General features: G+C 59.0%; 8 protein-coding genes. 6 read left to right on the forward strand and 2 right to left on the reverse strand.

Going from position 1 to position 13,924, the window contains the following annotated elements:
* The first annotated feature begins 142 nt into the window (after positions 1–142).
* Positions 143–340, forward strand: coding sequence for a hypothetical protein (locus I6F31_RS04295; protein ID WP_225184768.1), 198 nt, complete (start codon positions 143–145; stop codon positions 338–340).
* A 1,174-nt stretch (positions 341–1,514) separates the two neighbouring features.
* On the opposite strand, the gene I6F31_RS04300 is transcribed toward I6F31_RS04295, so the two are convergent.
* Positions 1,515–2,465 carry a hypothetical protein gene (locus I6F31_RS04300; RefSeq protein ID WP_225184769.1) on the reverse strand — a complete coding sequence of 317 codons (951 nt, stop codon included), beginning with the start codon at positions 2,463–2,465 and terminating at the stop codon, positions 1,515–1,517.
* On the reverse strand, positions 2,428–3,150 hold the full coding sequence (locus I6F31_RS04305) for an AAA family ATPase (RefSeq protein WP_225184770.1): 723 nt from the start codon (positions 3,148–3,150) through the stop codon (positions 2,428–2,430). The genes I6F31_RS04300 and I6F31_RS04305 overlap by 38 nt, the downstream gene beginning before the upstream one ends.
* Positions 3,151–3,549: 399 nt before the next feature.
* Here I6F31_RS04305 and I6F31_RS04310 point away from each other — a divergent pair, with 399 nt between their 5' ends.
* From I6F31_RS04310 to I6F31_RS04330, 5 genes are all read left to right on the forward strand, one after another.
* Complete coding sequence (locus I6F31_RS04310) at positions 3,550–4,419, forward strand: outer membrane beta-barrel protein (RefSeq protein WP_225184771.1); 870 nt, start codon at positions 3,550–3,552, stop codon at positions 4,417–4,419.
* 1,476 nt (positions 4,420–5,895) lie between these two features.
* The gene (locus tag I6F31_RS04315; protein ID WP_225184772.1) at positions 5,896–6,243 is read left to right on the forward strand and encodes a hypothetical protein; all 348 of its coding nucleotides are present in this window, start codon (positions 5,896–5,898) and stop codon (positions 6,241–6,243) included.
* A gap of 1,158 nt (positions 6,244–7,401) precedes the next feature.
* The gene (locus I6F31_RS04320; protein WP_225184773.1) at positions 7,402–7,731 is read left to right on the forward strand and encodes a hypothetical protein; all 330 of its coding nucleotides are present in this window, start codon (positions 7,402–7,404) and stop codon (positions 7,729–7,731) included.
* Between the two features lie 3,166 nt (positions 7,732–10,897).
* Positions 10,898–12,070 (forward strand): DUF6361 family protein, encoded by a 1,173-nt coding sequence (locus I6F31_RS04325; protein ID WP_225184774.1) that lies wholly within the window; start codon positions 10,898–10,900, stop codon positions 12,068–12,070.
* Complete coding sequence (locus I6F31_RS04330; protein ID WP_225184775.1) at positions 12,060–13,922, forward strand: phospholipase D family protein; 1,863 nt, start codon at positions 12,060–12,062, stop codon at positions 13,920–13,922. Before I6F31_RS04325 ends, I6F31_RS04330 begins: the two co-directional genes overlap by 11 nt.
* The last annotated feature ends 2 nt before the right edge of the window (positions 13,923–13,924 follow it).

Raw genomic sequence — 13,924 nt, forward strand, 5'->3', positions numbered from 1 at the left:
TCTCTAATATTGCCGCGAGAACAATATGTTAACCGATTTGCAGGAAATTGCTTGAGGTCGAACCGGAACAGCCCGATGCGGTACTGCGTTTGCAAGGCCGCCAAACTCGGGTACTTGGAACGGCCGGCCGACGGAGGCTACGATGCCGATAACATTTGAGGATCACTACCTGGAAGACGTCGACAAGGAGCACAAGGCTCTGATCAAGAGCATTGCCAACTCCATTCAGGAAAGGGGCCTTCCAGAGGGCACGACCGTCAGCGCGTCCGATCGGGAGAAGGAAGTGCGTGAAACGGTCGACTGGCTAGCCGATCGAATGAGCGTCAGATTCCGGTGGTGACGGGCAACTTCTTGTTGCTCGTCCGACTCAGTTGAATCTGCTTCGGCACAATTCGCCGATGCCGATTCGATCTGACCCTTCGTTCGTGCACTCGAATACACCCCACCCTCACGAACGACTGATACATTCAATCACCGCGCCTGTTGATCCAGCTTCAGGCTTTGCGGATTTAGCAGCAAAGCTAGGCCTCTGGCTTGCCCCTGTTCGAAGCCGTATTCTTCGAAGGCCCTCCACTTTCGCAGCACGTGGGTCGCACACCTAAAAGCTTATCCAACGGCGGATAGCTCGCGATCCCGCTCGACTTGTGGACGAGCCGCATTCGAGCGGTCAACTCAAACAGGATCGCAGCGCGCTGCTGGTCATCAAGACAGAGGATATAGTCGAGGGAAGAGGAAGAGACTTCTCGTGCTCGCCGGGCGAGTGCCGCGAATGCTTGGGGGGTGCTTTTCTCCACCGGTGGGAGTGCACGATGCGAAGTGCACGTTCATCAACATGGGGCTTAGCCTCGACCAGGATTGGGGCCCTGGTCTCCGCAGCCCTTGCGGCGGCTCCCGCTTGCGCACGGTGAGACCAATGCGGCCATCCTGGCTCGGTCGAAGAGCGGCATACCCATCAAGCAGATCATGCGCCAGACTGGCCTATAGCAGGAGCTGGTACGGCAGGTAATCCGCGGGGTATCCAACGACGTCTTCCGGACCCGGCAAAATTCGCTCGATTTGCATTTGCCATGCCTCGACGATCAGTGGGCATCCGCCTATCGCAACGGGGCTGAACTTTGGCGCCTTTCAACAGCGCATGGCTTCCGAGGCTCGCTCCGCGCCATCAGCGAGTGGGCGACCCGCAGACGACGGGCTGAAAAGGCCGACGCACGAAACCTTCAGCGGATTCCGTCAGCCAGAAACGATCGCGCGCCTGATGCCGAGGCGGGACTTACTCCTTGGATTGAGCGCGCCCGTTCCAGTCTCGTAGCCTCGTTCGCCAGCGGCGTCGCAAGGATGAGGTGGCGGCACGGGCGGCGATCACTTCGCTATGTCCAACGGACAGACTGAAGGTCAGATCACGCGATCGCTGCGATCGAGGCTGGCACACCAACCCTGGTCGAAGCCCACCAGATAATCGCCCCACCTGATGATCCGTGGCTCAATCGGACTCCAAACGCCAACGCTGCCTAGCTTTACACTTCTGGATCTGAAATGCGGGTGAGCATCCTCACGTGGGGTCCCGCCCGTTTGAAGATCGGCTCCCAAAAGGCATAGGCGTTCTCGACGAAACTCGCGGTTACGGTGAACTTCGTCAGCGCCGCCCGATAAGCGGCCTGTCGCCGGCAGCCCTGTCCCTCGACAAGATGCCAGATGAATTGAGCGACCTGGCGCGTGTACGTGCTCGGACGTCCTCGGTGGTTGGGTACGATCTCAAGTCGCATGGTCCCGGTATCACGGGTCTCCGGTTCGGCGATATTGGCAAGCCAAATGAAGATTGATGGATCAATGCTCGCCGGATAGCCGTCGCGCTTGAGCTGCTGATTGAGGATAGAGAACGCGCTGGCAGCTTCCCTGAAGCACTCGCTCAGGATGAAGTTCGCCTGATGCTCCAGCTTGCCGCTCCGAAGATCGTCGAGCAATCTGACCGCCTCGTCAGTGAGCCGCCGCATATATCGCGGTTGCGACTGCCCCGCGCTGTCGGCTGGTTCCTTCTGCATGTTCAGTTCGGTCGCATCTGCGCGAAACCCCACTACGCGTTCTTTGCAAAAGGTCGAAAGACTGCCTTCAGGTCTGGAACGGTCGGTGTTTTTCGACGCCGCTTTGCCTCCCACTCGTGCCTCTAAGGGGCCCTTTGCATGGTCCAACGCAGCATTCAGGCCGGCTTTGATGTTTCCAGAAGCTCTGTCTTGAGAGTCCTCGGCGACCTTCGCCATCATCTCGGTGGTAGTATCGGAAACGATTTGATCAGACGTATTCGCGCCTGTGTGCTCTGATCGCGGATTGGAAGCAGCAATCCCAAGCGACGACACAAACAGGCCATCGTCAACGGCTCGGCTCGCCGCCGCGGTAAGCTCCACGAGCGAGCGTCGCGCGCAGCGCGTCTGCCTAGTACGCGGCTCTTTCATTTCTTGCGTGTGGCTCATGATCTGGCGCCCCCTGGACAAGCTTCTTCAAGACACACCGCCACAGCTCACGAATTTCAGCCGAGGCTCTTCCCTCTGGCGCAAACTCGGTCACGCCTAATCCTGCCCCAAGCGCGTCCTGATGGTCATTGCGCTGTCCGACATAGGGAAGCGCGAGCACCCCGAGCGAATTGAGCGACGTTGCGGCTTCACTCACGCGGCAGCCCCGCGGTGGCGTCTGAGCGAGAACGAACGCAAATCGACGGTGGAGCCTACGAATAGCAATCAGCGTCGGTATCGCAGCTTCGATGTCGGCCGGACTCGGACGCACCGGGATCAGGCAAAGATCGGCCCTCGCGATCGCGCGCATGGCCAGTGCATTGTTCGTGGCGGCGGTATCGATAACCGTAAGCCAGATCCCCTTGGCTTCAAGGCTGACGAGCGCCCCTTCTATTTCGGCCGAATCGGCGACCCGAACGACCTGGGGATCTGGATGGCCGCGCCGCTCTTTCCATTTTGAAATCGTGCCTTGTGGATCCGCCTCAACAATTGCGACGCGCTGCCCGTTCCCCAACGCTGCGACTGCAATTCCGGCCGCCAGCGTGCTCTTGCCGCTTCCGCCTTTTTGAGTGACCAGAGCAAGGACATACATCTCATACGCGTCCCGGACGACAATGACATGAAACGCACGAGTGGTGGAAAACATCGAACCTACTACTCCCCATCGCGAGTCGCATCAAGAGCACGCGTGGAACACAACCAATCAACGCCCAGCCACTAACGATATACCGCGCTATACGTCGGCCGACGTGCCGGTCCAGTTAGGGGGCCGCGAGAAACATCATGCTGTGGCTAAAAATAGCATATTCGGCGGTGTCACGGATCTTCGCCAAAGGATTGCTGAGCAGGTCGTACAAGCTCGAAAGCAGAGCCTGCTCGCCTCTCTGGAATGGACGGGGCAAGAAGCGGCTGCAGCGGTTGCAACAAAAAGCTGTCCCCTACCAGATTAGAGAGATGATCCGCCTGCCAGCTCGAACTATCGAGCTAACCGCAAGTTGGCGCCAAGCTACGCAAAATTTTTCGTGCCCAGCAGGAGGACTCTAGGATGAAGCGCAACAAGAAAATGTCGCTCGCGGGCCTCATTGTGTGCGGTACGATCGCTTTTTGGAGCGGAAGTTTAGCTGCTGATTTGCTTGCGGCACCTTTCGTCCAAGCGCCGGCTCCCGCTCCTCCTCTCGTTAGCTGGACTGGAGGTTACATCGGAGGCAGTGTAGGCTCCGGTTGGGGGACCAGCCAGACGGACCTCACTGTGGGCAATACATTCATTGGCGCCCCCGTCAGCCAGACTGTAAACCAGCTCATCGGCGGCGCTGCCGATTTGCATGTGCCATTGCCGCAGGTGCAGATGAACGGCTTCCTCGGCGGCGTACAAGCCGGTTACAACTTCCAGTCCGGTGTGCTGGTCTACGGCGTAGAAGGCGATTTTTTATGGAGTGGTATCAAGGGGCGCAATAGCTGCTTTGTGGCCTTGAATTGCACGAACGACACCAAATGGATTGCCGATATCACCGGACGGGTCGGCGTCACGGTGGGGGACGGTGGCCTCGTCTACATCAAGGGCGGCGCGGCCTGGGCTGATTCCGGCATCGGCATCAACCAGTCCTTTGCCGTTACATCGAACTTGGGGACCGGCTTTGCTGCTAACGGTGCCGCCGATGGCCGAGCGTCCAAGAACATATTTGGCGGCACATTGGGTGCCGGGATCGAGTATGCCTTTCTGCACGGCTGGTCAGCCAAAATTGAGTATGACTACTTCGATTTCGGCAGGCAAGACGTAACCCTACCGGTTTCGGTAGCGGGCGGTGTGAACACGGGCGACGGTGCGCCTGGTCCCATCGCTATTGGAGTCACGACGCCCGTCTCCTTCAAGCAAGAGCTTCACACGATCCGGGTTGGCGTAAACTACCACTTCTGACCGGCAGGAGCTTTGATCTGACGTTGCCTGTACAATCATCGTAGCGCGCGCGTGTGGCGGCGAAGTGGCTGCTGACTGCGCGCTCCAGCCGATCGTGATTATCGATTGCAGGCGATCGTGATCGGGGACAACCAAGAGGCGCCCACCGCTGACAGTGTGCAACCGGAGTAGCTCGGTCTTTTGCCCAACCGCGAAGGATCGAGATGCCGACAGAGAGACTGTCCATGCGTCACATTCGCGAACTTTTACGCCTCACTGCAACGTCGGCATGTCGCAACGGGCCGTTGCCCGCAGCCTCGGTCTTGCCAGGGCACGGTCAGCAAGTACGTCAACCGAGCCCGCCGCAGCAGCCTGACCTGGCCGTTGCCGCCGGAGCTGGATGACGACATCCAGCTCGAGAACCGCCTGTTTCCGCCGCCTTCCGATCGGGCCAGCGGCGAGGGCTCGGCAGACGGTGACCGACAATCACCCGGGCCTGCCTTCACGAGCCGATGGTCAACCCGGACCTATGCCGATCTCGCCCGTCATTACCGCACCGCCATCGTCCCGGCGCGGCTGTACCGTTCGCGCGACAAAGCCAGCGTCGAAGTCGGTGTCCAATCGTCGGGCTATGGATTCTGGCGCGCCCTACGCAACCGCCGCTTCTTCTCGCTCATCGCACTCAACGAGGCAATCCACGCGCTCCTGGTCGAGCTGAACGATCGACCTCTCCGGAGCGGGGGGAGATCGGGGCGAACTATTCGAGGAGCTCGATCATCAAGCAGTCGTCAAGTCCCGAACGTCTGATGGCGAAAAGCTCTCAGAGACTGATCGTAAGCACCTGACCAAGACCGCGAACGACTACTTCGACCTGACGAAGCGTGCTCGCGAGCAATACAATGAGGCGAAGGACGATCAGCTTCACACTGACGGCTAGACCCAAAAGGCATTCGAGGAAATGTCGCAAGGTCTTGCAGCTGCGACGGACCGGCTATCCGCCTCGTTCGATGCCCTGCAAAGCACGCTAGTCAAAGCTTCGGAGGGCTGGATCACCCCAGTGGTAAACGGGGCCACGGCGGTCGCGAATGCGTTGCTCAGCCCGTCTAGGCAGTCCTTTGCTACTCAGCTCGCTGCGGGACTACAGCCGTGGCTGCGCTGACTAAGGGAGGCATGTTCGTCAAAGCGTTCGCAACGCTCAGCCCGTCAGCGGTCGAAGCGTCCGCAGCCTTGCAGCGACGGCGGGTAGCGCCGCGATTGCGGGTGGCGCAAACGCAGCCGTGGGCGCGGCAGGGGCCGCGAGTAAGCTCGGCAAGATCGCCAGCGTCGGCACGGCGGCTACGCTGCTCCGTGCGAGGTTTAGAGACAATCCTGTTCTTGCAGAGCGTTCCGCCTTCGAGCGCTAACCGGTCGCAAGGTGATCCTAGGCATGATCAATACAGACATTCTCTGGGACTACGACTCTGACAACCCGAATCCAAGACTGGCGACGGGCGTAGAATGCTGCATCCTGATGCTATCCTGAGGCCGGACATCCGCCGGCTGCCTTTAGCCGATACGGGCATTCAGTCTTCAGGCCGGCGCGGGATCAACGCGGCCCTCGCAGGCGTGGGGTGGCGGCCAGGTGTCAACGTCCTGCCGGTGCAGGGGAGTGTAAGCGGCGAGGCTGAGATGCATCAGAACATCACGGTCGCCGTCGAGCCGAGCGCATACCTGCAAGCCGTTGTGGCTCGCGCCGAGGCGGCTTCGCGCGTCCAACTCGACGGCCAGCTCGGCACGAGCATGCACGGGCCTGGCAATAACTCGGTTAAGCCTCTGCAAGGCGCGCCGACAGGATCACAAGAATGATGCTATCCCACAATCGTGGCGCGCAGGCATGCAGCGTGTCGCGCACCATAGCCGACAATATCGGTGAGCCAGTTGCAATACCGTGACTCCGGGGAGGCCTAAGTCCCGGAGAGCCTCAGGCTGACGGGGCTGTGACGGTGACCTTCATGGCGAAAATCTGAACCGTGGTGATGGGGACAATAAGGTGCAGCGCGGGGGCATTCGCTGAGCCCGTTCATAACCACAAGTGTCCCCATCTTCACGTCGACTACAAGGCGCTGCCGTGGCCATTCCTGGAAGGCCATCGCGTCACGCTCATTCGCACGGGTGAAGCCTTCGAGGTAACAGACATCTCGGGTATCGAAGTCAAGGTCGTACGACTCGGCAGCGACTAGAATGAGCAGTGTAGTCAAGCTGGAATTCGCACCTCGCATTGCGGCCGTCGAGACTGATGCTTCCGATGTCCTCGCGCATGCACTCGGCAATGTGGGGGCGATGCAATCGACGTCCTCCGCTTGACGGATGAGCTGCCCGAAGTCGCGTTGCCGTTCCTGGCTTGGGCGGCTTCACGCTGGCAGGACATTCCGGCTCGCGTCATTCGGTCGTGATGAAATGCTGCGGCGAGCCGATGCTTGAGCGAGCGCTTGGCCTTCACAGAAGGCGGCAACTGAAGCAGAGATAGGGTGAGATCAGCGCGCTGTTCGCGCCGCTCTGTTCGTTCTGTGAGACTGACAGGCTGAGCGCCGTTAAGTCGCTCACTTTTGTCTACTAGTACGGGTAGGTCACCCAAGACCGTTTCCCCGCTAAAACCCACCGTATCCCGTGACCGAACTCGCGGGAAGACCGGGCGGTTGGCTTCTTTAGCAAGCCTGACTGCTGAAGTTAGTTGGGTACCCGAACGGGACCGTTGCTTTCCTTGCTCCAGGGGAGGGCTAGCCACTGACTTCTCCCCGGAAGGGCGGATGCGGCAGGGATAGCGCCTTTATCAAGGCTCCCAGGTTGATAAAGGGCGCCGAGTCGCATCCGCTACTTTCCGCGCACAGTAATTCGCTCAGTCGTTCGGTCCTGTAATGTCTGTCGCAATACAGCCATACAATCTGTGGCTGCAATAATCATCAGAGGCTCGCTTTTCGTCAATCCGCAGTAATACCAAATTGAAGACTTGCTGGGATTCAAGGAATGCTCTCAGCCAATCGAAGGGCCGGTTTCGTCAAAAAGGAGCATGCGAACATGGCAGGGCAAAACGGCCAGCAGACGGATGGGCTAGCGCAAAGCATCGCATTCGCCATTCGGCGCTACACTGAGACCAGTCCGCTCACGGGCGCGGAGTATCACCATGAGGATACGATGGTGTGGTCCGCAGACAACAATTTCTCAATGATCAGCAGCCCGAACCATCCGGGTGATCCTGAAATCGTGACGGCTTACAGTTTTGAGAGCGTGTCTGAGTGGTTGCAGGAATTTCCGTCGGAGATTGAGCGGGTATTGATAGCCTACACGCACCACTGACCGACGGTCAAAAGGTCTCGTCAGCTTTCACTAATCTAGCTCCGATCCAGGATTTGTTGGGCTTGTCGTTTGTCCGATTGAAGATCTAGATGTCAGAGGCCTGACATAACAAGGGTTAGAGAGCGGGCGCCCTTGCGCTCTCTTTGCGAGCACTCGCACCAGGTTTTGCAACAACATCGCCATTGCTGGGGGTGACCGGCTTTGATTTGTCCAGATTAACCGAGGCGCATTCTTATGGTCGGAAACGCAACCCACGAGACAGCGACGTGGCGGTCGCGAGCTGCAACATCCGAGTCGGCTGGTGCAGACCTCGGATGACCTTTAGCCGGCGCGCGAATTGCACAGCATATCTCGCTCGCTCTCTCCCGGAGAATCTCGCGTGCCGAGCGTCCTCTCCTCGCGCTCCGATCCACAAGCGGCTCGCCGCTACCCAATCTGCTCGAAACCGAGATCGGCACCCCGCGGCGCCGATGAACAAACGAACAAGATTATGTCATGAGACGCGTGGACGGAAAAGTCATCCTGGTGCCTCAGCTACCAACACGCGCGCATGCGCGGCACCCATTCCGCGAGCCCCGCCGGGGGCTGCGAGGCAGTGCCGGGCGTCATGCCTATGTCGCTTCCAAGTTCGGCGTGCGGGGCATAACGAAGGAAGTCCGCTGCACTGGAGGCCGCGGCCTCGAGCGTCCGCATCAACTCAATCCATTCCGGCTTAATTGCCACGCCGATGACTGAGGGCTTCGACCCCTCCTTTTTGCCGATCCCACTGGTACGGGCAGGCTGGCCGCACGAAGTGTCGCAGGCGGTCTTTCCTGCTCAGCGACGCGTTTAGTGATCTTACCGGTTCCGAGATCGTCATCGATGGCGGTCTGACGACCGCCATCCCGCACAAATGGCCGCCGAAAGTATCGAGCGCCGATGGCGTCCGGAGATTGATAAAAGGGTGTCAACTTGGCACCTAGCGAGTAATAAGCAGCACCTTCATTTCCACCCAAGTCCCCGGTAGCACCCCTCAACCGAAGCGGAGCCTAGCTCGGCCCGCTAGAATGTAGCCAAGGTCAAAAGTACCTCAGTGTGGAATTGTCCTTCGAGGGGCCTCTCCGCTGCGTCGATTTTGAGAGGCCGCGAAGGGCTGTTGATTGCCAAAGCGCTTTTAGATTGAGAACGAGCAGCGTTTGCGTTCACGAGACGCCCTGTAGAAGCGCGCATGTGCGAGCAGCGATCTTCCCTGCCTCCTTCGGCGTAAGGTTGGGCTTCACAGAATCGAGTGTGCCTAATGCGGCTTGAGCCTCCTCGGCATCAAATTTCGCGACTTGGCGATCTGCCAGGATCAGAGACTGATCGGCCGCGCGGGCCAGATTGGCTGCAAGCACCGCAAGCGCTTGCGACCGTACGGCTGTGATATGCTGCTCGAATATACGCATCCGTTGGCCCCGACTGCCCAATTGGTTTGCGTCGCGAACTTTGGCGGCCAGCCCGTCCTCGCAGACTGTAAGCTGGCCACCTTTGCTCCCAAGAGGCCCAAATTCCTCAAGCGGCCACCAACAGTATGGCGGAGAAGTACCGGAGGACACCTACCAGCATCGGTGGGTTCACACATCAACTTGCATATCATATCAATATGCGGTCAGCCTGCAATGTTCGAGCTGACCTCCACTTTGCTCAGAGGAGTAAGCGCCATGCACAAGATTCTCGACGCTACACGCGACCTGGAACAAAAAGTCGCCCACTGCGCGGAAATCAGCGCCAGGAGCTTGCGAGCGGCGTTCTGTGGATTGCGAAGCATCTTCGAGATAAACTCGAACCGGCGCTCAAGGTGATCGATGGCCTGAAGGATCACACCAGTACGGGCTTGACAGGCCGCTCAAGGCGATAGCCCTTCGATCTAAACAGCGGGAGAGTTAGCGGCAACGTGACTCGGCGCTTTGAAGTGGACCGATAAAGCGCTGTCCCTGCCACGTGCCGCCAACTTCACACTGCCAGCCTCAAAGCAGCGCAAGAAGCTGGCGGGGATGTATCCTCCGGAAGAATGCCCCAGAACAACTACCAAGATAGGTAGCGGCGACCTTTTGGCGATCAGCCTCGGATGGCAGGTAGTGGGAACGCAACTCGACGTCTTCGGTTGGGCTGGGTTGGGGCAGGCGCTGTCCCCGCCCCGCCCCCAGCACCAATCAAGTTAGCGGCCACCTGAACTCGGCGCTCGAATAGCCCCCACGCATACACAGGGGAAGCGCTGTCCCTACGACGCGCCGCTAACTCCCACACAGCGAGCCTCAAGCAGCGGAAGAAACTGACCGAGAGGTCATCGCTCGTCGAACGGAGCGTATCAACTAGAACGGGGTTTTAGCCCGTGAGTTGGGAAGCAGTGCGGGCGCGGCTTGGAGCCCACCGACGAGGTGGGCTGCGTTGAAGGTCCGGCCCTGCCGCATCCGCGCTGCTGGTGAGTTTAGCGGAAAGTGACACTCCACCCGACTGCTCTGGAAGCCACAGCACCGTCCGCGCCACCCCCGCTAAACCCAAGAGACATGTATCGGGGCTAGCTTGCTGAAAGCTGACAGACCTTTAGGATGTCGGTCAATGGTGCGTGTAGGCTATCAATACGCGCTCAATCTCCCAAGGAAACTCCTGCAACCACTCGATGCTCCACTTTTGTGAGCACGTTCTGGCTCGCACACCCTAAACGCTGATCAGCGACAGATAGCCGATTCCGCTTGACTTAGCGGACTAGCCGCATTTCGACCGGTCAACTCCAACAGGATCGCAGCGCGCTGCTGATCTTCAAGACAGAGGATATACAGAGGATATAGTGAGTGAAGCCCACATTCTCGGCAATGGATGCATCAAAGCAATTGCCGTGGCAAGCTGAGGTTCATCTCCCGCTGGGTATTCTAATCCTTAACGAATTGGCGATGAGCTGATTTGATCATTACAAACCTCTTCGAGCCCCCGAGCCAAGCCAAGAAGAAATGATCGCGCTCCCACACCCCTCTTAAGCGGCTCCTGGACTGAGAATTCTCCTCGCCCCCTTTGGCTTTCTCGCCGAATCGGGCATACCGTCGGCGCAGCACAACCCGAAATAGTTGCACATTATTCTCTTAGCGATCTCCATATCGATGGCGTGCGACTAACCCTTGCGCGAAATTTCGGGCCGGTGCCGGGAGGTTGGATGTCATCTCTTGCTTGGATCGATTTCGACGAAGTGGAACGGCAGCGCGCCCTCCGCATCATGGCTCTTCTGGATGAACGGGAGGGACGCGACGAGCTTGGATTAGGAAGCATACGCGACTCAATTGCCGATCATCTATTTCCGGGCACCAGCACCATTCAAACGCGCCTTCGGTACATGCTGTTCGTCCCTTGGATTCTGCGTATGCTTGAGGGGCGTGACCTTTCCGAAAACCAATTGAGGACCGAAGCTCGCGGGTTGGAGGTTCGGCTCGCCGATGCACTAAGCGCGGGCGGCGAAAGAAAAGGAATCATCGGCAGAGACGCTGGCGCCCGCCTGCAACGACTACCTAGTTCGGTCTATTGGTCTGGCCTCGGCGAGTGGCGCATTCGGACTTTTCCAGGCTCCATCGACAGTCTGTTCGCATCCTTACCGGCCCTTAAGCGAGGGCGCGAGGAATCAGATGAAATCAGAGGCAGCGAAGGTCTCGATGCAGTCTGGGCACGCACACTACCTGCGGCGCCAGCCGATCTATTGCAGAAAGCTGCGTTCAAACTAACTGTCGAGGAGGCGCAGTTTATCGTCGACCGCCTCGTGAACGCTCAAGCGGGATCGCTGATCGCCTTTCTCGCTCGCGAAGCGATGGAAGTGGATTGCGACTACATTTGGGCTCACCCGCGCCTCGTCGAATTTCCAGGGTTCGCGCGCCGCTTAGTTGGCCACGGCGAAATCTTCTCGCAGGTCATGCATGGGGCCGCCCTGCTCTACAACCTAACTCTCAGCGAGCTCCGCGAGCGGGACGACTGGGCCGAAGAATATCGGAGGCGAATGGCCGCTTGGAGCGAAGAGGTCTGGCCTACGCTTGCACGCGGCTGGTCGCTGGGCGAATTTTGGGATGCCGTCAAGCATCCAGGTCACAGCATCAAGCCGACCGCGAAGCGCTTCGTCACGGAGTGGCTCGAACTCATTGCAGACGGCACACCACAGATCGCCGACCTACCGGCGGCGCGCCGGCTCGTGGAAAGGCGAGAACGACAGCTGAAAACCACGCAGTCGAGATATATCAATCGTTCCGTGAGGGATCGCTGGACCGGAGCCTCGGGCGTGAACCGCCTTACCTTCCGTTGGAATCAGGCTAAGTCTCACCTCAAGGATCTCATCGATGCAGAGTAAGGCCAGTTTAGATCCCGACTGTCGCACGCTTTATGGAGCAAGCCTACAGCCGCCCGCGGGTTATGCGCTCGACGCGGCCATCGCCACCACTTTCTCGCTGGATTTCGAGACGGCTCTGGCGGTCCCGGTGAGCTTGGCCCTCTCCGCGGCAGAAAGCCGTGACGAAATCCTGGATCACCCCTTGGCTCTTCTAGAGGGAGCTGAACGTATGGCGGGACGCCTGTTAGTCTTCGCAGATCATGGACATATCCAAGTGCAGACCCGCCCGCACTCGCGGCTCTGCTCGCTCCTGGAGAAGATCATCGTCGAGGTTGCAGCCCCAAAAGGCGGAGCTTTTCATCCCAAGATGTGGGCTCTTCGTTTCAAGTCCACGAACGGTGATAAACCACTGCGCGTCCGCTTGCTGGTGATGTCTCGAAATCTGACGCGGGATCGCTCGTGGGATGTAGCGCTTACGCTCGATGGGCTGGTCGCCAAAAAGCCTCAAGCGACGAATCGTCCCGTTGCCGATTTCATTCGACGCCTTCCGGGGCTGGCAGTGGCTCATCTGCCATCGGGCGCCACCGAACTGGTGGCCGGCTTTGTCGAAGACATTCGCCGGGTGGATTGGTTGTTGCCAGAGCCCTTCGAGCGGGTCTCGTTCGCCGCTAACGGTTTCGGAGGTACGCCGTGGCGACCCGACCCTGGCGCCCGGCTGGGCATTGTCTCTCCTTTTTGTGACGAGGACGCATTGTCCATGCTTGCCGACCGTGCCGGCATGGAAGCTCCTCTCCTGATCGGCCGCACGGACGAACTCGGTCGCTTGTCGAGCGACGTGTTGAATAGGTTCAGCCGGGTCGCGGTGATGGATGAAGTAACGACGGCTGAGGATGGAGAGGAACCCGACTCCGGCAGCTTGCAAGGATTGCACGCGAAAATCCTCGTCGTCGAACGGGGCTGGGATACCGAGGTCACGGTTGGTTCGGGAAATGCGACCCGACCAGCCTTGATCACGGGGCGCAACGTCGAGCTGTTTGCGACCCTGAGCGGCAGGCGATCGCAGGTGGGGAGTATCGAGGGTATATTTGGCGATAAAGGGTTCGGCAGACTTACGCGCCTATTCGTCCCTGAAGAGTGGAGGAATGAAGACGAAGCACAACGGAATGCCGAGGCAAGACTCGATCAAGCGCGCCACGAAATATGCGGCGGCGGATTGAAGCTAGCGTGCAGGCGGCTCGGCTCGGAAGACGAAGCTGCAGGTCTGTGGGAGATGACCGTGCAGCCGGCCAAGCCTCTGCTCCTTGGCGGTGTTGGGTCACTTCGCGTCTGGCCCATCACCCGAGGAGAAACTCACGAGAAGAATGCGCTCGAAAATCTGAAATGTGGCGAATCCGTCGATCTTGGAGCGATGCCCCTAATCGATCTCACGCACTTTTTGGCTTGCCATGTTGTCGACCGGGAGACGGGGGCTTCGTTGCTGTTTGCAACGGGATTGACTCTAGAAGGGCTGCCGCTTGGACGAAATGCAGCGATCTTACGCTCAATAATCCACAACCAGGATGCCTTCTTTCGCTACCTCCGTCTGCTTCTTGCCGAGTTCGGCGATCCCTTCGCGGCTGCCTTGGCTGCACAGAAGGACGCGAGGCACGGAGGCTGGCGCTCGAGCGAGGACGACAAGCCTCTGCTCGAAGAGATGGTGCGCGCTTTCTGTAGAAGAGAGGATCGCCTCGAGGCGATCGAGCGTTTGGTCGAACGGCTGGAAGAAACCGATTCTGGGTCCGGGAGCCCAATACCTCCGGAGTTCCACGCCCTTTGGCAAACCTTTCGGCTTGCTTTGCGTACCAAGTCCCAGGCGCAAGTTGTAGAGAGCTAATC

The sequence above is a fragment of the Bradyrhizobium sp. NBAIM01 genome (assembly GCF_020194115.1).
GTDB classification, from domain to species: domain Bacteria; phylum Pseudomonadota; class Alphaproteobacteria; order Rhizobiales; family Xanthobacteraceae; genus Bradyrhizobium; species Bradyrhizobium yuanmingense.